The organism is Prevotella conceptionensis 9403948, assembly GCF_000312305.1.
GTDB classification, from domain to species: domain Bacteria; phylum Bacteroidota; class Bacteroidia; order Bacteroidales; family Bacteroidaceae; genus Prevotella; species Prevotella conceptionensis.
The window spans coordinates 11,417-32,367 of the sequence record NZ_HE999448.1 but is presented as its reverse complement, the minus strand read 5'-3'; the positions used below and the strand labels follow the sequence as shown (position 1 = coordinate 32,367).

The following is a 20,951-nucleotide window of genomic DNA, read 5'->3' as shown; positions in this document are numbered from 1 at the left end:
GTTTCCAAGTGGTGCAAAGGCCACATACATTACATTCTTATCCGAGAAGAAAGCCTACGTTTCTTGTCTTGGATTAGGAAAGGTATGGATTATAGATCCGTCCTCCATGACAAAAACAGGAGAAATAGATTTATCTGGCTATTCCTTGGGGAAGTTGGCTGGCGACAATAATCCTGAACCATGTGCTTCCATCATCAGAGACGGCATCTTATACGTGACGCTCTGCCAGTTAAAATCTGCCTACTCATGCGAGAAGGGAGCACACATAGCCTTAATAGATACCAAAACCGATAAGCCCATCAAAATGATTAGTGACCCTCGTGCTACAATGGCCTCCTCTATGACCCCCGCTGGGGATCCATTCGTGGACGAAAAGGGTGACATCTATTTCTATTGCGTAGCTATGTTTGGATACCAGCCTGGGGTCAAGGAAGGATTCTTGCGCATTAAGAAAGGGGAGCAAGACTTTGACAACTCATATTGCTTCACCCTTGCAGACGTAAACTTAGAAGGAGTAAAGGGGAACAGAACATCGTATGCTTATAATAAAGTGTATGGTGGAAACGGAAAGGTTTATGGATACCTTAACATTCCTGGAGCGGCAAGCAATCCACCTGACTACGTTCATGACAAATCATTTCAAGCCTTTGAGATAAATCTTTATGACAAAACCTGCAAAAAGATGGACTTAGATGGGACAACCGGCTGGGCAGCATCGGTTTGTAAGTCTGGTGATGACATTGTCTTTGGGATGTCTACCGACAAAGGTACGGGTTATTTTGTCTATCACATGAAAGATGGAAGCTATGAAAAATTGAAGGTAAAGGTTTCCGGAGCACCCTATATGTTGCATGAGCTTAAATAGTTGTAATAGAATATTACTTATGATATTTATTGGGACATAACCCCAACATCTAAAAGAATGTGAACTTCTTGATTAGAAACTTTAACCTCCTCAAAACAAGGAAAAGAGCTGTATCGTTACTCATTATAGGGTTTGATACGGCTCTTTTAGTTTATGTGTTATAAACTATAAATTCTCATGGTTGTGCTTTTAGTTTTTATACACTGTCAATTCAGTTTTAATAAAAATCTTTCTTTTGTAGTAGCGTAGTAAATAAATGAAAGAATATTCGTATATCAATAAAAATCTTTAATCCTTTTTCTTTCAACGTATTATACCTTATTGTAGTTATGTAGTAAGATATAATCAATGAAAGAAAAAGAAAATATAATCATCAGGTATCCGTCTTTCCTATTAAGAATATCGGTGTTATTATGGATGTAGGTTTCAGTAATCTCTGACATACATGTTTCCTGAACAAGTGGGCTTCCATGCTGTCCAATTGATAAGACAAAGCGATGATGATAGTGAGCGGATAAAGCAAGGCATAACCTCGCAGATGTCCGTTCACGAATACCTCCACCTCTCCTGCATCCCTTTCTTCGGGTTGCAGGGGAGATATTTTCAGAAGCAGTTGCAATCGATAATTGAGTTTCCTCCATGTTACACCGAAGAAATCTACAAGCTCGCTCTCTGTCATTGCTATTTCGCCTTTGCCTTTGCGAATGATTTGCATATTGCCGCCCCACTCGAAATAGCTACGGTCTTTTTTAGTTTGATAGTGATAGGCATTCATACGGCTTCCTCCTTCGTTTCCTTTGTCTGATGTTTCCTTATCAGCCTGTCCATATCCTCCGAAATCTTATTGTCTGTCACCTGTGCGTAGATTTGAGTACTGGATATAGAGGCGTGCCCCATCATCTTGGCAATGCTTTCGATGGGTATTCCTGCACTTAAACTCATCGTCCCGAATGTGTGCCTTGCCATATGATAGGTCAACCGTTCCCTGATACCACAAGCCTTGCCCACGATGCTCAGCTTTGCACTCATTACGCTACGGCTGCAATTAGTTCGGAAGATAAAGCTGCTGTCTTTGTCTTTCACCGTCTGACTTTCTTTATTCAGTGGTTGTTCTTCCTTACATTGATTGATGATGGCCTCCGCTATCGGGTGCAGGGGCACAATAAACTCAACCTTTGTCTTCAGACGCTCTTTGCGTATATACCTCTGTCCGTCTGCTGCCGTTTGGACGTGTCCAAATTGCAAATGTTCCATATCAGCAATAGCCAAGCCTGTAAAGCATGAGAAGATAAACATCCGTCTTGCTTGTTCTGCTTCCTTATCAATTACTCTCAATGCCATGAGTTTGCCAACATCGCTTTTTTGCAAGAAGTGTATCTTCTGTTCCGTTTTCTCATACTTGGCATTCTCAAAAGGATTACAGCGAATGAGCCTTTGACTGACCGCATGATACATCAGCCTACTCAGCCAACAAAGATAGCGATTCATGGTTGCTGTTGCCAAGCCTCGTCTTTTCAGATAGAAACGGTATTCTTCAAACAAGTCTTCCGTTATAGTGGCTATGACTATATCCGCCATTCCCTTATCCTTTACAAACTCCGTAAGTAACTTATCTGAATAGAGAAGATTCTGATAGGTTCCTTCAGCTCTCGATTTGCCCACGCACACTTTAACGGACAGCAATTCTGCCTTGCTCATGGCAAGGAGCGTTGTTGGTGTGGTGGCTATTCCCTGTAAACGGTTTTTAAGTAGTTCCACACTTACCACTCCGTCCTTTATCAATATCTCCTGATAGGTCTTTTCTACAAGTTCCTTAAACTTGCTAATTCTTTGATTGGTCTTCTTGTCGGTTGTTTGTCCCTGTTGGCTGTTCCACTCGGAGGATTTGCATTCCTCGCCTGTGGTAATGGCGGTACTCTTTCCGTCTATGGTGATACGGCAGAGAATAGCGGTCTTGCCGTCTGCTTTTATTTTCTGTCTGTTGATATAGAATAATATCTTGAATGTACTTCTCATAAAAAATCTTGGTTAAATGGTTAAACGCAAATCTTCAGTGAAAGAAAGGAAACGGTTAAACTCCTCAAAGAGTTTCTGCGGTGTAACCTTCGCATAACGTTCGGTCATACTTACGTTCGTATGTCCGAGCATCTTGCTCACCGTTTCAATAGGAACGCCCTGCTCCAATGTGATAAGTGTGGCAAAGGTATGCCTTGCAGTGTGCGTAGTAAAGGGAAAAGAAATGCCTGCCCGTAATCGCAAGGCTTTGAGACAAGACTGATAAGTGGGATATTTGATGAAAGGCAGCAGTGTTTCCCTTTCATCGCTGTGCATTTTCTCAATTAACCGAACAGCTTCCGGCAATAGCTTGATACGACAAAGCACACCCGTCTTCTGTCGGTTGAACTTCAACCACAAACTGCCTGCATCATCACGGACGAGATGCTTCTTGCTTAGTTCCATCAAATCACAATAGGCTGCACCGGTATAACAGGCGAAGAGAAACACATCACGAGCTGTTTCCATTTCTTCTTCCAATTCATCAAAGCGGAGTGCTTTGAGTTTATCTAATGCTTCCTTGTCAAGTGCCTTGGGTGTTTTCTTGTCTCCGCGTTCTATATGGACTTTGTCAAACAGAAGAGTGTCAGCCAGCCCCTCACGATAAGCCAGCCTACAGACGGTCTTCAAATCTGCTGCAACTCTGAAAAATGTGCTTTGCTGATGACCGAGTTCGCCAAGACAGAATGTCTGCAATTCGTAGATAAAGCTTTCTGTGAGCTGCGAAAAAGCCAAATCCGAAACATGATACTTCTTCTGTATAAACTCCTGCAACCGTTTTCGAGTGGAATGATAGGCGGACATAGAGTCCCTCTTGATGTCTATACCGATATGGCTTTCTTTCTCCTTGATGAGCATTTCCAATCTCTCGATGAGCATACATCGTGCCTGCACACAGCCTTGAAACTGTTCCTTTACATCAGTTGCATCAAATGGCTGTCCTTTGGCAATTAGCGACTGATAGGTAGATTGAATGGAAAGCAACAAGTTCTCCAACCTTCCGTTAATCTCCACCGCCTCACGGCTCTTACCGTCCATCCTGCTCTCACGGGGATTCCATAAATCGGGATTGCAGGAGAGCTTGCAACTGAACTGGGCAATGGAACGCCCAATGGTAATTCGTCCCATAATCGGAGCCTTCCCCGACTTGTCCAAACCGCTCTTTTTAAGGTAGAGCAACACCTTCATCTTCTCTGTTTTCATACGCTTTAATATTTGTGGGCAAAGACAGTGCAAGCGAGTTCCATGAGAGCTTGCTCTCAAATGGACGAGCTCAGCCTGTCTTATGCAAAGTTACCCGAATTAAAGCGTTCCTCACGTACGCAGAAAACTGCCGACCAAAGCAACAGCCACACGAGCGAAAATATTTCAGTTACCGAATGCTGCACCATCGTTACCAACATCAAAACAAGGTAACACTCTGGTAACTGAACTTCTGCTTAAATCTGCATATTTTTACCCTTTACAAATAGAGCAGAATTGTGTAAATCATAGTATTTCCTCCTCATTATCAGTTAGTTTACACCAACTTCGATATTTCCTCATTTTCAATGATTAGTTACCTTGCGTTTAGCATCAAAACGCAGTGCATTTTGCACCAAATCGCAGTGCATTTTGCACCAAAACGCAGTGTGTTTAGCAGCAAAACGCAGTGTATTTAGGGGCAAACAGCCCAAAATCTGGTGTAAATGGCGGCCTTTTTAAATAAAAATTCATTTTACAGCATTCATAGGCCAACCCCTTTTTCCATCAAAACCAACCTTCGCGAGAATCGATTTTTTGCGGCAAGGTGAGCGGTTGGTGGACAAAAAGGGCACTCACAATGTTAAATTTATTACTAAAACTAGACAAAACAAGTATGCCATAAACTCGCGCGAGTGGCCAACGGCACCGAAAACATGTACGCTTGTGGCCTCCAGCCCGAGCGATTGCAGGGCATGCTACTTACACACACTCCTGTATATCTTTTTCGCGTAAGCCATGAGCGCGAGCGGTTGCAGGGCATACTACTTACATACTGCATCATGCAAACGCAGAAGTAATCTGCCATTTACGGCCGGGTTTCCAACTTGTAGAGAGTGTATGGAACAACTTCCGCCAAGTTGACTTCTGAAATATAACCACGTTTTGCCACAGACAAATGGGGCAGCATTTCAGGTTTTTATCGTATCTTTGTCCAGGAACTTCGTACATGAGCGGGGTGTGATTTGACTGCTTACCTTTCCAAAAAATACGGAGCACCAACGAAAGAAACCAAGCTCAACCTCTTGCCGCCACTGAAAGAAGACGAATACGTACGCACATTTGGCGAATGGTGGTACTTGGCATGCGATGTAGGAGCCATTCTCCCACGAGCAGAATGGAAACAGGGCAACATGAAAATTGTTACGGGTATTACTAGCTCTGGCAGGACATTCATTTCTTTTCTAGACGAAAGGACCCTGTCGCACGCCAATCTTGACGAATACTTTAAAGAAGGCCAAACTACAAAAGCGAAAGTGGCTTGGTGATAGGCTTTCCACCTGCACTTATCCAAACCCAACAACATCACCTATTATATGACGCGAGAAATATATTTATTGCTGAGCATCTGCCTCATCGCAAGTTGTAACCAACCGAAAGATAAAGTCATGCATAAAGGACAAGAGCTGCATCGTTTGGTTACAATGATGTCGTATTGCCAATATATTGACACGTTAGCGGCGTGGAAAGACACAAGTAGTTATTTCGTTAACAAAGCAGGCGAACCTATAATGGTAAACAGCCGACCGCTCTTTGTGGAGAGAAAAGGCACAGACTCGCTACGAACGATAAGCCATTTGCAACACCATAAGGGGGAAACGGACACAACATATACATATAGAGTGATTACGGGAAACCTCGTTAGAGAGAATCCTATAGGCGTTTTAGACCGCTACCTGTTTACGTACGACGATAAGCACAGGCTTATTAAAGCCATAACCTACGCCACGGACACATACCAATATAAATTTAAATGGGTTGGCAACCTACTTACTGACATCATCATGGAAGGTGGATATTACAGCAGAACATTTCGTACACATATAGAATACGACAAGTCTCAAACCATCCCGCAATCAGGTCTGCCAGCATTGCTTGACGGTGCTGCTTATTACCTTTTCATGCACCCCTCGTCAAACGCCTATCTGCTAACAGGCTATATGGGCAGATTGCCCAATTCGCCTGTGAAGAAGATGACGACAAAGGCAGAAGATGGTGAAACCATTGCAGCGTATGATGTTAAGATGGAATTCGATAAAGACAAAAGAATTACATCATACGCGCTAATCAAGCCCAATGGTATGCTTTATGTAAAACGAGATTTCTATTATCCCGACTAACGTGAGAAAGACAACACAACAGGTAAACCGCAGAGACATGACAATAGACAAAACAAAGCTTGCGCTTGTTCTATTTGTGGCATTTGCTACGATAATAACATGCGTCAACCCCATTTATCCCCACGAGCAATTGCTCCAACACATTGGAACGGCCTTGTTGTTCATCCCGCTAATCACCGATGTTTTTAAGAAAGCAATGCCCATGTCGGCGTTTGTAGGACTCGCATGTTTCACCATCCTGCACGTTATTGGCGCACGCTATATCTATTCGTACGTGCCGTATAAAGAATTAGCTGTTTCGCTGGGGTTGGTTGATACCGGTTTCTTTCTGGACCCTCGTAACCACTACGACCGCTTGGTTCATTTTTCTTTCGGCATATTGCTGTTCCCATACTTGGTCTATCTCTGTAAGAAATGGTTTAAACAGCAACAGCCCATCGCTGTTTTTATGGCATGGCTGATGATACAAACAGGCAGCATGATATACGAACTGTTCGAATGGCTGCTTACTATTGTTATGTCGGCAGATGCAGCAGACTGTTATAACGGACAGCAAGGCGACATGTGGGATGCTCAAAAAGACATGGCCTTAGCCCTGCTTGGTTCCACGGCAATGCTTTTCTGCTATATGCTCCGCTATGCCAACACAAAAAGACAATATTAAACCCAGCGTCGTTATAACCTTAAAACATCACGCTGGCACGACCATCCCCACCCCATATTTCCCTTCAACTTATTTGCATTTTTCGATATTTTTTCGGAACTTTGCAAGCATATAATGTAGGACGATGATTGTAGAACCTAATGAAACAAATGGCATTTAAGTTGCCTATGTCGTGCTTACAACAATCTTGTTAAGGATAAGTATTCTAGTATCTCATACGGATAATAGATATCAACATAATCAGTTACACCTAATAAAGATGAACAGTATTTACGTAAACAAACATTGTAGGCGGCTCTGCTTGGCGGTGACGCTCATTTTTAGCTTGTCGGTTGCTGCACAACGCGACTTTTCCACCATCCACACGGGCGTTAATGCCGCCGATGCGAAGATTATTGAGCGTGGCATTAAAAACGTTGAACTACCCAAAGACGTGGCACGAACACGCGGAAACGGATTCGACGACGACAATAAAGACCACGGCGAAAGTTGGTTCGGCTACGAATATTACCGTTACACCTACCCCAGCATCAACGCTAAGGGCGAGCCTGTTACACTTACGGCCCTAGCTGCCATGCCCAAAAACTACAAAGCCATCATCAACAACATCATTCTAGGCTGCCACATCACCATTACCGACAATGCAAGTACGCCTTCAGAATACATCACAAAAGGCAGTATAAAAAGTGATGTGGGCATGCTTACCATGCATGCGCAAGAAAAAACACCATCCAAACTGGCCTATACCTGCCTAGTAATTCTACCCGATTACCAAGGATATGGCATCACCCGAAACGACGCTCACCCCTATCTGGCCCAAGAAATTACAGCCAGACAGAGTGTAGACGCATTGCGCTATGGCATCGAACTGTACAAAACCAGCAAGAAAGAGCGGGCCAAGATAAGGGATAATTGGAAAACAATATGCGTGGGCTACTCGCAAGGCGGGTCGGTTGCTATGGCTTGCCAGAAGTTTATGGAAACCAACTTCCTCGACACCGACCTGCATTTGGGCGGCTCGGTTTGCGGCGATGGCCCTTACGACCCCTTCGCCACGCTGCGAACTTACATCACCGAAGACAAGGTTTACATGCCCGTTGCATTGCCCCTTATCATCAAAGGCATGCTAGACTACAACCCTTACATGCGCCGACACGCCATGAGCGATTACTTCAACGAACGTTTCCTCAATACGGGCATCGTTGAATGGATTGAGAAAAAGGAGATAGCCACCGACGAAATACAGAAAAAACTAAAGTCGACATACACCTTTCAGAAAGACAATAAAGGGGAATATATAAAGGTGTCTGAGATATTCAACCCCGACGCCTTTGACTTTATGAGCAAGAAAATGAAGGGCGAACCCACCGAGAAGAACCCCAAGTTCGACGACTTGTACACGGCCATCAGCGTTAACGACCTTACCGAGGGATGGAAACCCAAGTACCCCATCTATCTTTTCCACTCGCGAGTAGACGAGGTTGTGCCCATCGGCAATGCCGAAAGCGCATATCAGAAAATGCGGACAGATGCCAACCCCAACATCATTAAATACACTTACCTATCAAAGGGTAGCCATGTGGATAATGGTTCATCGTTCTATTTCTCATTCTGGAGCAAAAGTTACGAGGAAAAGGGCGTAGATGCCATAGCAGGAGGAGAAGAAACGTGGAACAAGTTTAACCCCTAATGGCAATTAGCACACGCATCATTGACAATCATCAACACAGAAAAAAGACATGAGAAAATATATCATATTACTGCTGCTTGCCATCTGCACACAGCTTTCGGCCGATGTGTTAGGCAAGGAAACGCTCATCAAGGGAACGGCCAAACTTAACGAGAAAGACGTGCCGATGTGGTTTAACGTAACGGCCGAAGGCGTTGTAGAGGTTGGTAATGGCAAGAATGCCGCCATCAGTCAGTATTCGGAAGGCGAGCTCGTTGTGCCGGCCAACATCGTTAACCCTGTCGACAAGCGCAGGTATAAGGTGGCGAAAGTGGCTAACTTTGCATTTAGCCTTTGCAACAAACTAACCGCGGTTACCCTAGAAGAGGGCATCAAAGAGATTGGCGAGAATGCCTTTTCGGGCTGCAACGCCCTGCAAGCCATCGGCTATCCCTCGTCGCTAACCACCATTGGCAGAGGTGCATTCGCGGGTTGCAAGCAGCTTAGGCATGCTCAGTTACCTAAAAATCTGGCCTCGATAGGGCAAGAGGCTTTCGCCGGAAACCAATTCGCAGACAACAAGGTGATACTTCCGATAAAGGTAGCCGCCATCCCCATCGCCGCGTTCGATGGCTGCAAGCTGCAAATGGCGATACTGCCCCCTACGCTGCAAAGCATTGAAGAAGATGCTTTCCGCGGAGCAGGCTCGTGCGACTTCTACATGTTCGACGGCAACACCATCCCATCGGTACACAACAAGGGCGTGAACGTTGCCAGCCATTGGTATGTCAGCAAACCGCAAAACTATGTCCAAAAGAGCTACTGTAACGGGCTGCTCCCCATCAGCGCAATGGCACCCCAAGACGAGTTCGTTGCCGATAACATCACCTATCGGATAGTGCAAGTTGGCCAATATCCGGGCATATTCACGGCCTCGGCCTACAAGAGGAACGACAAGAAGGATTGGTCAAGCGAGTTTAAAGACCTGAAAGCGGCCGTGCACAATCCCACGTTCGCCGGTAAATGGAAGCCCGAATACCGCATCAACGGCATAGATGCCAACTTCTTTACCGGCAACGACATTGTTAAGCTACACCACATTGCCTTACCTGCTAGCATCGAACCCGCTCAATCGACAAACGCCTTTGCACAATGCAAGGCTTTGGTTTCGCTCGATTTGTCGGCCATGAGTCCACTAAGTAAAGCCGAAAGCGATGCGCTTTTAAACGGACTTCCCGAATTTACCATCGTGTATGCACCCAAAACACAGACACAAGAGCATCGCGCCGCCAACACCGTGCTGACAAATAAGGAGGGGAAACGCCACACAAGCCTTTACAAGATGCAGCTCGACGAGAACTTCAACGCATTGGCTCTGCAAGGAAACCTTACCTATCGACTGCCTTATAGCTTTGAGGCCAAGCGTGCAACGTTCTTCCGCTCGTCTTTTAAGAACAAAAAGAAAGAGACACTTGTTTTGCCTTTTGCCGCCAAACCGCGCGGAAAGGCCTTCGCCTTCGATGGTATGGACAAGCAATCGGGCACCAACACCACCCTGAAGTTTGCCAAAAAAGACGAGTTGCAGGCCAACACTCCTTATATATATGCCTCTGACGGCACGGAGATTTGGGCAGAAAATGTGGTGGTTAACCCACAAAACAATACAAATACGCAGACGAAGGATGGCTTGTTTGGCGTATACAAGGCCGATTTAGTTAAGGCATTAGCCGCTGCGCAACAGCTCAACGGGGCTGCTTACACCCTTAATGCAGAGGGCAACAAGGGTAATGCAACGTTTGTGCAAGCCACCGATGAGGCTAAACTTACGCCCTTCCATGCCTTCTTGCACTTGTCCGACAAGCTGGTTGGCGCAAATCTCAAACTTCTCTTCGAGGGAGAAACGGCCACGGGTATAGAAAAAGTGGACAACGATGTGGATAACGAAAACAACACGTGGTATAACCTGCAAGGCATCAAGTTCAATTCCAAACCCCAAAAAGGCATTTACATTCGTAATGGAAAGAAAGTGGTGGTGCAGTAAGTAGGAGGTGAGTTTGTGCGTTCATCAGCTTGTGAGCTTATGAGTCTGTGAGTTCATGAGCCTGTGAATCCATGAGTTTTGCGAGGGGCCATTAAGCCTCAGACCCATCAAATGCCACATCAAGCTATTAGCAAAATGCGCCTCATCACCATTTAAACTCCCCAAAGAAACGGGTATGTCCATCGGCATACCCGCTTTTCGTTTCATCGCCACAAGTAGGCGAAACGTTTACGCGTTATGTTTTAAGCGCATACGCTCAAACCTTCAATGGCTCGTACTTTGCAAACATCCTGTTGGCCACCCAACAACACGCGAACAACAACACCAGACAAAGAGCCATAAATAACAAGAAAAAGCCATCATCAAGCGGTAGGCTGCCAGCCATTTCGTTGTCGTTGCCAAAGAAAAGGCTACCAGCCGCAACCAACGAATTGTTGGCCACATGCACTACAATGCTAGGAATAAGGCTGCCAGTGCGATAAAACAACCAACCCATCAAAACGCCATGAATGAAGGTATAAAACACTTGCACGATGTTTAGATGGGCCAAACCAAACAATGCCGCCGAGACAAGGATGGCAAACCACGCATTACGTTTCCAACGGTAAAGTGCAAGCATCACCGCACCCCGAAAGCACAGTTCCTCGGCTATGGGTGTTACTATGCAGCCATACGCAATGCCGACAATAGAGATAGGCGCGCTATCTAAGTTAGACAGCAGCTTTGGTGGTGACGTATCGGGGAAGAGATTTATAATAATCGTCCCCATTGGCGAAGTTGCTAAAACAAAGAAAAACGAGAGTACAATTATATATGGCCGTGCACGCTTAGTAATGCTACCCCAACTTATTGTTGCCCACTTTTTATCAATAAATAGCCAAATAACTATGACGTGGCCTAAGAGTAACGCCACTAAAAGGGTTAAAGCGAATACGGGATTATCAGAGGGAACACCAAAGATTGTCTTCCCAAGCATGGCACCACAGCCCCATATAGCAAAAACACCAATGAGTATTGCTGCATATACTAAGAGGTAAAACAGAGCTCTTTTCATTTTTTTACACACAATTTTAATCCCAATCGGTAATTAGACCGCTTGGGGTTCAACCAAAGGTCTGTGCAAGTAGCGATACCGCCCCATCAAAGTAAACCTTATCACCCGCAAAATTCGATGTTCGTTCTTATTTATCAGCCCAATCTGATACTTTGTAGACATACGCTTTCTTGCTTTTGTTGTCCACACGAAGATTAATACCACCTAACGCATTCGCAGGAAACCCTTCTGTTTCCCAACTTCCACGAGTAAACTTAAATTGGGCAGGTAGTTGTACTTTTACATCAATCGCACGAACAGAATCATTTACATGTGTCATCTTAATCTCCTTGGCGTCCCAATTGCCTAACGATGCTTGGTTTCCACAAATATACACTTCGTACTTAGGATTATCAACAATCACCTCTATATGCTTTGCATAGACTTCTCCTTCTGCCACGGCGTCTTTCGCCTCACGATAGGCGAAATAATCCTTGTAAGCATCTTGCAACGCCAACGGAAAACTTGCAAAATGTTCTGATTCAGGGTACGACTTGTGCCTACACACAATGTTGTTGGGCAACGCCTTCGAGTCAATATACCTATAAACCTCATCCCTTGGTGTCTGCCAACCTTCCCAGCCCTTTATTTTCTCTTCGGCTGCATCGCTAAAAAAGAGATAATGCCTAGCGGTTCTATCGAAAGAATGCTTTACAAACTTATTCGCCAACATGTTTTTACCAAAAGCAAGATTAGGCGAAAACAGAAAATAGTCATTAAAGATGTCGTAATTTAACAGGCATTGCAACAAGAACGATGCACCTAACGAGTGACCGATAGCAAGATTTTTCTCCGTTGTGCGATAATGCGAACGGATATATGGCATTAGTTCGTCTTTCACGAAACACATCAGCTTGTCAGAATGGCCCTTTCTGATTTTATACGCATTGCATGTCAAACTATCATCGGGCAAGAAATCTTCTCGACGGTTGTATTCTAAATCTTGTGGCGAACAAATGCCAACAACAATAGTCCCTTTCGAAAACCAACCTTCGTTTAAGAATACAGGATATGCACTAACCAACTCAAAGAAAGGGGTAACTTGCGCATCGAAGATATAAGCAACATCATAATCTTGTGCATCCGTAAAGCTGTAATCAGACGGTAGTCTCACCCATATCTTGCGGTCAAAATCAAAATACTTCGACTTTAAGTTAATCTCTTGTACACCAACTACATGGTAAATATCTTTCTGAGCATGAAGTAAGTTGCATACTAGGAAGAAACACAATAAGGCTAAATACTTTATTTTCACCATTTAAAACTTAATCATCCAATGCGAAATAACTCACCCCTTTCCACTTATGCCGATTCAACTCCGCACTATTTTACACTTGTTGCGATGAAGAACTACCTAATACGAATGAATTTAGATAATCCAAAACGTTTTTCCAACCACCTTCTTCTGCTCTGTAGCCCCACAGCTTTTCAGAAAGGTCGTCTAACCTTTGTACACCCTTATGGTATGCCCCGCTCAATGCCGTCCGCTCCTCCTTAGGGATAGCGTTCAGCCTTTCGTCGGCAACTTTAAATCGTGGATTAATCAAGAAGTTCATCACATCCGTATAAACTTCCTCGTTGCAATCGCTTGCAAAATCGGGGAATACGGATAGCGTTTGCTCAAAAGCATCTTTAATTTCCACCAGTCCTAACTTACTCAACGTATCAGGAATATAGGGAAGTAACGCCCTTCCTTCATAAAAGATAAAATCCCAGCCATCGCCTTTCCAATTACCTATCATATTTACTGCCACATGAAAAGTAAAAGTTTCGGCACTTACCTCGTCCTTAATCTTTTCAATTGGGCCTAATTTCCATATATCATCCGATATGCTGGCAAACTTAGACTCCACATCGAGGTCGCTATACTTCTCCCAAAGCGTTCTTAAATCGTCCATTGCATTGCGTATTTACATTATGAGGAATAATAAACTTACAAGAAAAAGATTAGCCGTTAAGCCCGCCAAACTCAACATGATACTGGTTATCAATCTCCATAAAGGCCAAATGTCCAAGCAAATAGTCGGGTTCAGCATCTAAATCGAGGGCAAAGTCCGTGTCCACGCCCTTAACCCAGATAGTAACATTGTCTACAAACAGCGCATTCACAAAATCGTCTGCCGATATTGGCCCATCAGCCTTAAAGTCGCCACAGGCTATCATCTCATTAACAACATCTACATAATGGTCGTTTTCCTCCATAAACGCCTTCACTATCTTTTCTTTGTTATGCTCTATCCAATTTATTTTTTCAGTAACAATCTTATCGATGCTTTCACCCTCTGCATGTTCTGTATCAAGAAAAACGTCTGTTTCTCTTCCCCACACTTGCAGTTTTCCTACATATTCACCGCAACCTTTGTCGAAGGTAAATTCGGTCGAGCCAATCATCATCTTCTTTTCCATAGTAGTCGAGACATTATTTAGTAAATCGTAACCATCACATGGCCATTAACCTCCAACACTTCCCGATAAAAGTCTTTCATGTTTTGGAAGTAATCGCTAATTTCTTCTTTCACCAACTCTTCTTCATCGTCGTAATCCCAAATGTCGGGGTAAAGTTCAGCCTTTTTGCAAGTATCCATACTGAACGTTGCCATAGCCTGCTCCATGTCAAAAGCCTCCAAAGCCGCAAGTATATCCACAACCCTCTCCTTTTCCGTATAGGCAACAAACTCTTCTATGCCTTCAAGCGAACGTACACCAACTACAGCCTCGCTTAAAGGATTGTTCTCAATGGGGTCGCAACTGCTTACACCGGTAAGCACAAAATGCAGCACATCCCACATTTTGTCTATATCCAGCAGCATTTCGCTTTCTTCGTTCATTTCCTCCACCTCTGCCAACACGTCCCTCTCTTTGCTGTCCGAGTTCTTCAAGAAGTTTAGTTGTTCATCATTGATGTACTGATAGTTTGCAATCATTCCCATAACTTTTCCGTTTTGTTAATAAAGCAGGTGTCAACCACCTGCCATTGGTTCCACATGTTAGCGTTTCATCTTTATTTGCCGATGCCCAAACTGACCGTTGCGCCGCCTAGCCATCATGGCACGCCCCCTTCCTAAATGCCCGCTGTTGGCAAGCCAAACAGATGGTGCCACCATTGTTTGGCGCAGAAACAGCCATTTGCCATAAGCAGATGAACTCCGCACAAAGGTAGCTGTTATAATCAAGAAAAACGAAACAAAGCGCCAAAAATCTGCAACATGGCCATCAAAATCCATCTTTTAAGGATGGAGTTACGCCCATTTTCAAAACTCCCTATGGTGTATTTTGCTTTTTAAAGGGCGGCATGGGCAAGGTTTGCTCACTGCGAAGTTATGCTGTGTTGACGAAAGTACCGCTAAGGGGATGTAATGTTTTGCGCATAGAATTTAACATTATGGCTGCGGTTTTTCTAGCCATTCCGCCGTTCGGCCACATTTTTGCGAGTATTGCGCCAACTTGTTTGGGGCAGAACAAGGTGCGTATAGAGGTGGATAAATAACCACTAAACATTGTTTAAACATACAATTTGCACACCATTAAGTGCCTTTTGCAGTATAATTTGGGGTAAAAAGCACCAAAACGCAGGGCAAAATGCACCAAAACAGCAGGCATTTTGCAATAATATGCAGTACACAAAAGGGCATAAAACCCTTTCGGCAGACTGAAATAACGTGCAAAAAGAGGCAAAATGGTACTTAAAAGACTACTGTTTTGGTGCTAAATGCAGAAAAATTGGACGACATTTTTTGCGGGCGAGCAACAATCTAGAAGGGTAAAATGGTGCAAAACACCGCTCGGACCATCATATTTTGACAGAAAATGGGACGTGCAAGACCACGAATGGCGGCTAAAAACATGCTTTTAGCACTGTTTTGACCCTAGAATGGGGCATCACGAAGAACCTGTTTTGTAAAACAAACGAAACACAATTAACGTTTCAGAGAGGGGTGTGAACTACGCTATTTTGATTGCACTGCGAACGACTTAACGACATAACAATGCCGCTTTACAGCCACTTTCCACCGAACTTTGCCGCAATCGCGCCCACCAAACAATCGACACAAAGCACCGCCCAAAGCCACAAAAAGGCATGGCACATGGCGCAACGGCAAAGCACATCCTTAAAAGTGGTAAAAGAGAACAAATAAACCTACATACAAAACACGGCCAAACCCAAGCCCCAACAAGCAACCACAGCAGCCAACCCACATGCAAAACACGAATACAAACACAAACATAAAATAGCATAAAAACGACATAAACAAACAAAATAACCATTATTCACAATAAATTTGTAATTAAATTTGGCGATTTAACAACAATTCGTTACTTTTGCCAGCACAAAGGCATTCAGACATAGTGGTGCCATCGCCCCATCACACAGGCCAACCTGACGGCGATTGAGCACCCATTGCAACAAGAAAAAACGATTAAGAAAGCAAAAGAGCGTTGCATACAACACCACCATCGGCATTAAGGAATAGACCAATCGTTTGCTTCCAGTTCATTAACTATTAAGATTGCTATATATACTGTTGTATGAATTATTAATTAATTGAGAGAATTTATGGAAAAAAGACTAATGATGTTTCTAGTCTCGCTATTCTTAAGCGCAGGGATAGCGATGGCGCAAACACAAGTTTCCGGAACAGTTATCTCGTCGGAAGACAACGAACCCATCATTGGAGCGTCCGTCATTGTGGAGGGTTCGAAAACAGGTGCCGTGACAGACCAAAACGGTAACTTCACCCTCTCGGTGCCCAAAGGCAAGAAAATTGTTGCAAGTTACATCGGCATGCGCCCCCAAACGCTAAACCCCAAGCCCACAATGAAAATCACGTTGTCGCCAAACAACGAAACCTTGAACGAGGTTGTGGTAACGGGCGTGTCGAACATGGACCGCCGAATGTTTACCGGTGCTGCCGACAAGATTAAGGCTAACGATGCCTTGATAAGCGGCATAGCAGACATTAGCCGCTCGTTGGAAGGTCGTTCGGCCGGCGTGAGCGTGCAAAACGTGTCGGGAACGTTCGGCACAGCGCCTAAAATACACGTGCGCGGAGCCACCTCCATCTATGGCAACTCTAAGCCGCTGTGGGTTGTAGACGGCGTTGTACAGGAAGACATTACCGACATCAGCGCCGATGCGCTGTCGTCGGGAGATGCCGAAACGCTTATCTCTTCGGCCATTGCCGGCCTCAACTCAGACGACATCGAGAGCTTTCAGATACTGAAAGACGGCTCGGCAACGTCCATATATGGTGCGCGCGCCATGAGCGGCGTTATCGTCGTCACCACCAAGAAAGGCCGTTCGGGGCAGGCACACGTCAACTATACGGGCGAGTTCACCTCGCGCTTAGTGCCCTCTTACAGTCAGTTCAACATCCTTAACTCGCAAGAACAGATGGGCATTTATCAGGAAATGCAAGACAAGGGCTGGCTCAACCTATCGAGCGTGCTTAACGGCAGCGACTATGGTGTGTACGGAAAGATGTACGAACTGATTAACACCTACAACCCCAAGACGGGCCAATTCTACTTGGAGAACACCCAAGAGGCCCGCGACGCCTACTTGTACAGTGCCGAAATGCGCAACACCAACTGGTTTAAGCAGCTGTTTTCGAGCGCACTCATGCAAAACCACTCGGTAAGTTTGAGCGGCGGCACAGGCAAGTCTAACTATTACGTGTCGATGTCGTTCATGGCCGACCCGGGCTGGTACAAGTCTTCTGCCGTAAGGCGTTACACAGCCAACGTAAACGCCACCCATCACCTGATCGACAATCTCTCGCTCACGCTGCTGGCCTCGGTTTCGTACCGCAAACAGCAAGCGCCGGGCACGCTGGCGCAGGATGTGGACGTGGTAAACGGACAAGTGAAGCGCGATTTCGACATCAACCCCTATTCGTACGCATTGAACACGTCGCGCGCATTGGACCCCAACACGTACTATCACGCCAACTACGCCCCCTTCAACATATTGAACGAGCTGGAGAACAACAAGATAGACATGAACGTGCTGAACACGAAATTCCAAGCGGAGCTGGCCTACAAGCCCATCGAAGACCTGCGATTGGCCATCATCGGCGCCGTGCAATACGACACCTCTACACAAGAGCACAAGATTACCGAGTACGCCAACCAAGCCCTAGCTTACAGGGCTATGGACAACGCATTGATACGCGATGCCAACAACTACCTGTACAAGGACCCCACAAACACCTATGCATTGCCGATAACGGTGCTGCCCTACGGCGGTTTCTACCAAAAAACCGACTTGCAGAAGGTGAGCTGGGACGTGCGCGCCACGGCCAATTACAACCACACGTTCGACAACACGCACGCCGTGAACGTGCTGGGCGGCATCGACGTGTCTAACGTAGACCGCAGGCGCACGTACTTCAACGGCGTCGGCATGCAGTACGACGGGGGCGAAATACCCTTCTACGTCTACCAGTTCTTTAAGAAGAACATAGACGACAACGCCGTTTACTACTCGCTCAACAACACCCACAACCGCACGGCGGCCTTCTTTGCCACGGGCACCTACTCGTATAAGCAACGCTACAACCTTACGGGCACCTACCGCTACGAAGGAACAAACCGCCTTGGAAGGAGCCGAAGCGCACGCTGGTTGCCCACATGGAACGTGTCGGGAAGTTGGAACGCCAGCGAAGAGCCGTGGTTTAGAAAACATTCAACAACGCACTGACGCATGCCATGGTGCGCACCTCTTACTCGCTTACGGCCGACCCAGGCCCGGCAACCTACACCAACTCCACCCAGATACTCAAAGCGTACACGCCGTACAGGATTGTGGGAACCGACAAGGAGTCGGGTATCATGACCAGCGAGTTGGAAAACTCCCAACTAACGTACGAGAAGAAGCACGAATTCAACATCGGTTCGGAGCTGGGTTTCCTCAACAACCGCATCAACGTAACGTTCGACCTCTTCTGGCGCAACAACTTCGACCTCATCGGTCCCATAGCCACACAGGGCGTAGGCGGACAAGTGATTAGGTATGCCAACACCGCTACGATGAAGTCGCAAGGCCAAGAGCTCTCGGTGCAAACGACAAACATCAAGAACAACAACTTAACGTGGGTTACCAACGTGATATTTTCGCACGTAACGACAGAGGTTACCTCGCTGATGAGTCAAGCCCGCACCATCGACCTTGTGAACGGCGAGGCCAGCAGCGGCTTTACGATGGAGGGTTATCCGCATCGCGCCATCTTCTCGATGCCTTTCCAAGGGCTAACCGATAAGGGCATACCCACCTATCTCAACGAGAAAGGCGAGCTGACCTCTACCGACCTCGACTTCCAAAACCGCAACAGCAACGGCTACCTGATTTACGAAGGACCGACGGAACCCACGATAACGGGGTCGCTAGGCAACGAAATTAAGTGGAAGAACTGGCGACTGAACGTATTCCTCACCTACTCGTTCGGCAGCTATGTGCGCCTAGACCGCATCTTCAGCGCACAATACAACGACCTCACCTCGATGACCAAGGAGTTTAAGAACCGCTGGATGCAAGCCGGCGACGAAGAAACAACCTCGGTTCCTACCATACTGCCCTACCGCAGCTATGCATCGAACAGGAGCCTGAGCATTGCCTACAACGCCTACAACTACACGAGCAACCGCACGGCAAAAGGCGACTTCGTACGCATGAAAGAGATTTCGCTGGGCTACGATTTCCCCAAAGCAATGCTTAGGTCAACGCCCTTCACCAATCTCTCGCTGAAACTCCAAGCCACAAACCTGTTCCTCATCTATGCAGACAAGAAGTTGAACGGCCAAGACCCAGAGTTTGTTAACGCAGGAGGCGTGGCTGCCCCCATACCACGTCAGTTTACAATGACCCTCAAATTCGGTTTATAAACAAATAAAAGAATAAGTTATGAATAAGCGAAACATCTACATATATGTGTTGTTGGCCGCAACAACATTGGGCATCACCTCGTGCGACAAGTTTCTAGACAAGCTGCCCGACAACCGCATGGAGCTGAACAACAAAGAGAAAATACAGAAATATCTCGTTTCGGCCTACCCCGACCACAACCCTGCCTATCTGGCAGAACTGTATTCGGACAATGCCGACGAGTTCGACGTAACGGGCTGGGGAAGCGACGGCCGATTTTACGACCAAGCCTACTCGTGGAACGACATCACCGAGACACAAGAGTCTGAATCGCCGCAAGAGCTGTGGAACAGCCTGTACACGGCCATGGCTACGGCCAACACGGCCCTCCAAACGATAGAACAGCAGGGCAACAACAGCGACCTGATGCCCTCGAAAGGCGAAGCTTTGCTGTGCCGCGCATACGCCGCACTGACCCTTGCCAACACCTTTTGCATGGCCTACGACCCAACGACGGCCAGCAAAAACCTAGGACTGCCCTACCCCACACGCCCCGAAACGACGGTTGGAACCAAGTACGAACGCGGCACACTGGCAGCCTTTTACGAGCAGATAAACCGCGACATTGAAGAGGGACTGCCGCTGGTAACCGACAACTATTCACGTCCCAAGTACCACTTCACCCGCAATGCGGCCTACGCCTTCGCTGCACTTTTCAACCTATACTACCAAAAGTACGCCAAGGCCGTGGCCTATGCCACACGCGTTTTGGGCGCAGACGCCTCTTCGAAGTTACGCGATTGGAAAGCGTTCAACGCCCTCTCGGTGAACGGACAGATAGCCCCGAATGCCTATGTGAACGTATCCAGCCAGGCCAACTTGCTGTTACAGACGGTTCATTCGCAGGCGGGCGCCCTCCTAGGCCCTTACCGCATGGGCAACAAGTATGCGCACGGGCAGCTCATTTCAGAAAATGAAGACCTGCAATCGCAAGGCCCGTGGGGGCGCAGCAGCAACTTCGGCTACACCGTCTGGAGCAACAACAGCCTGTCGAAGTACTTCATCAACAAGGTTCCTTACGCCTTCGAATACACCGATGTGCAGGCAGGCATAGGTTATGCGCACTCGGCCTACGCCGTGCTTACAACCGACCTCACCCTGCTTGTGCGCGCCGAAGCCAACGCCATGCTGGGCAACTACGATGCTGCGGCAGCAGACTTGAACACCGAAGTGAAGGCCTACTCGAGCGGCGCACTGGGCGTTACGCTGGAAGGCATCAAGAATTTCTACAACGGAATAAGCTATTACACGCCAACAGCACCAACGCCAAAGAAGAAATTC

Annotated in this window: 16 protein-coding genes and 1 pseudogene; 8 read left to right on the top strand and 9 right to left on the bottom strand. The window is 46.3% G+C overall.

Annotated elements, in window-relative coordinates:
- Window positions 1-865 (top strand): YncE family protein (locus BN93_RS09565; protein ID WP_019188114.1); only part of this gene is annotated, 865 nt, incomplete at its 5' end.
- Window positions 866-1,238: 373 nt separating this feature from the next.
- Here the strand turns inward: BN93_RS09565 and BN93_RS09560 are convergent.
- Genes BN93_RS09560 through BN93_RS09550 form a run of 3 tightly spaced genes read right to left on the bottom strand, consistent with a single transcriptional unit; the run spans window position 1,239 to window position 4,123 of the window.
- Window positions 1,239-1,640, bottom strand: coding sequence for a hypothetical protein (locus BN93_RS09560; protein WP_019188113.1), 402 nt, complete (start codon window positions 1,638-1,640; stop codon window positions 1,239-1,241).
- A complete protein-coding gene (locus BN93_RS09555) occupies window positions 1,637-2,881 on the bottom strand; it encodes a site-specific integrase (protein WP_019188112.1) in 1,245 nt (414 codons plus the stop codon). Before BN93_RS09555 ends, BN93_RS09560 begins: the two co-directional genes overlap by 4 nt.
- Before the next feature lie 12 nt (window positions 2,882-2,893).
- Window positions 2,894-4,123 (bottom strand): site-specific integrase, encoded by a 1,230-nt coding sequence (locus tag BN93_RS09550; RefSeq protein ID WP_019188111.1) that lies wholly within the window; start codon window positions 4,121-4,123, stop codon window positions 2,894-2,896.
- 1,004 nt (window positions 4,124-5,127) lie between these two features.
- Here BN93_RS09550 and BN93_RS09545 point away from each other — a divergent pair.
- The 5 genes from BN93_RS09545 to BN93_RS09525 all read left to right on the top strand — a co-directional run bounded on the left by BN93_RS09545 (window position 5,128) and on the right by BN93_RS09525 (window position 10,656).
- Complete coding sequence (locus BN93_RS09545; protein WP_019188107.1) at window positions 5,128-5,430, top strand: RNA-binding protein; 303 nt, start codon at window positions 5,128-5,130, stop codon at window positions 5,428-5,430.
- 120 nt (window positions 5,431-5,550) lie between these two features.
- On the top strand, window positions 5,551-6,282 hold the full coding sequence (locus BN93_RS09540) for a hypothetical protein (protein ID WP_019188106.1): 732 nt from the start codon (window positions 5,551-5,553) through the stop codon (window positions 6,280-6,282).
- A gap of 37 nt (window positions 6,283-6,319) precedes the next feature.
- Window positions 6,320-6,946, top strand: a complete 627-nt coding sequence (locus BN93_RS09535; protein ID WP_044260471.1) for a DUF2238 domain-containing protein — start codon at window positions 6,320-6,322, stop codon at window positions 6,944-6,946.
- A 259-nt stretch (window positions 6,947-7,205) separates the two neighbouring features.
- Window positions 7,206-8,636: an alpha/beta hydrolase gene (locus BN93_RS09530; protein ID WP_044260352.1), complete on the top strand. Its 1,431-nt coding sequence runs from the start codon at window positions 7,206-7,208 to the stop codon at window positions 8,634-8,636.
- 49 nt (window positions 8,637-8,685) lie between these two features.
- Window positions 8,686-10,656 (top strand): leucine-rich repeat domain-containing protein, encoded by a 1,971-nt coding sequence (locus BN93_RS09525; protein ID WP_019188103.1) that lies wholly within the window; start codon window positions 8,686-8,688, stop codon window positions 10,654-10,656.
- A 256-nt stretch (window positions 10,657-10,912) separates the two neighbouring features.
- Here BN93_RS09525 and BN93_RS17965 read toward each other — a convergent pair whose 3' ends face one another.
- The 6 genes from BN93_RS17965 to BN93_RS09495 form a co-directional block, all read right to left on the bottom strand.
- Complete coding sequence (locus BN93_RS17965; RefSeq protein ID WP_198007508.1) at window positions 10,913-11,425, bottom strand: CPBP family intramembrane glutamic endopeptidase; 513 nt, start codon at window positions 11,423-11,425, stop codon at window positions 10,913-10,915.
- A gap of 412 nt (window positions 11,426-11,837) precedes the next feature.
- Window positions 11,838-13,007 (bottom strand): alpha/beta hydrolase-fold protein, encoded by a 1,170-nt coding sequence (locus BN93_RS09515; protein WP_019188100.1) that lies wholly within the window; start codon window positions 13,005-13,007, stop codon window positions 11,838-11,840.
- Window positions 13,008-13,077: 70 nt separating this feature from the next.
- Window positions 13,078-13,647 (bottom strand): hypothetical protein, encoded by a 570-nt coding sequence (locus BN93_RS09510; protein WP_019188099.1) that lies wholly within the window; start codon window positions 13,645-13,647, stop codon window positions 13,078-13,080.
- A gap of 49 nt (window positions 13,648-13,696) precedes the next feature.
- Window positions 13,697-14,155: a DUF2262 domain-containing protein gene (locus tag BN93_RS09505; protein ID WP_019188098.1), complete on the bottom strand. Its 459-nt coding sequence runs from the start codon at window positions 14,153-14,155 to the stop codon at window positions 13,697-13,699.
- A gap of 17 nt (window positions 14,156-14,172) precedes the next feature.
- Window positions 14,173-14,679: a YfbM family protein gene (locus BN93_RS09500; RefSeq protein ID WP_019188097.1), complete on the bottom strand. Its 507-nt coding sequence runs from the start codon at window positions 14,677-14,679 to the stop codon at window positions 14,173-14,175.
- A gap of 57 nt (window positions 14,680-14,736) precedes the next feature.
- Entirely contained in the window at window positions 14,737-14,901 is a 165-nt protein-coding gene (locus BN93_RS09495) for a hypothetical protein (RefSeq protein ID WP_157462790.1), read from the bottom strand.
- A 1,403-nt stretch (window positions 14,902-16,304) separates the two neighbouring features.
- Between BN93_RS09495 and BN93_RS09490 the strand changes: the two are divergent.
- Window positions 16,305-19,630, top strand: a pseudogene (locus tag BN93_RS09490) (SusC/RagA family TonB-linked outer membrane protein).
- Window positions 19,631-19,649: 19 nt separating this feature from the next.
- On the top strand, window positions 19,650-20,951 hold a 1,302-nt coding region (locus BN93_RS09485; RefSeq protein ID WP_019188094.1), incomplete at its 3' end, for a RagB/SusD family nutrient uptake outer membrane protein.

Coding starts and splice junctions, on each gene's coding strand:
- BN93_RS09555 (WP_019188112.1), bottom strand. CDS start 2,881: ATGAGAAGTACATTCAAGATATTATTCTATATCAACAGACAGAAAATA.
- BN93_RS09535 (WP_044260471.1), top strand. CDS start 6,320: ATGACAATAGACAAAACAAAGCTTGCGCTTGTTCTATTTGTGGCATTT.
- BN93_RS09560 (WP_019188113.1), bottom strand. CDS start 1,640: ATGAATGCCTATCACTATCAAACTAAAAAAGACCGTAGCTATTTCGAG.
- BN93_RS17965 (WP_198007508.1), bottom strand. CDS start 11,425: ATGGGGACGATTATTATAAATCTCTTCCCCGATACGTCACCACCAAAG.
- BN93_RS09500 (WP_019188097.1), bottom strand. CDS start 14,679: ATGGGAATGATTGCAAACTATCAGTACATCAATGATGAACAACTAAAC.
- BN93_RS09505 (WP_019188098.1), bottom strand. CDS start 14,155: ATGGAAAAGAAGATGATGATTGGCTCGACCGAATTTACCTTCGACAAA.
- BN93_RS09515 (WP_019188100.1), bottom strand. CDS start 13,007: ATGGTGAAAATAAAGTATTTAGCCTTATTGTGTTTCTTCCTAGTATGC.
- BN93_RS09530 (WP_044260352.1), top strand. CDS start 7,206: ATGAACAGTATTTACGTAAACAAACATTGTAGGCGGCTCTGCTTGGCG.
- BN93_RS09540 (WP_019188106.1), top strand. CDS start 5,551: ATGCATAAAGGACAAGAGCTGCATCGTTTGGTTACAATGATGTCGTAT.
- BN93_RS09525 (WP_019188103.1), top strand. CDS start 8,686: ATGAGAAAATATATCATATTACTGCTGCTTGCCATCTGCACACAGCTT.
- BN93_RS09550 (WP_019188111.1), bottom strand. CDS start 4,123: ATGAAAACAGAGAAGATGAAGGTGTTGCTCTACCTTAAAAAGAGCGGT.
- BN93_RS09510 (WP_019188099.1), bottom strand. CDS start 13,647: ATGGACGATTTAAGAACGCTTTGGGAGAAGTATAGCGACCTCGATGTG.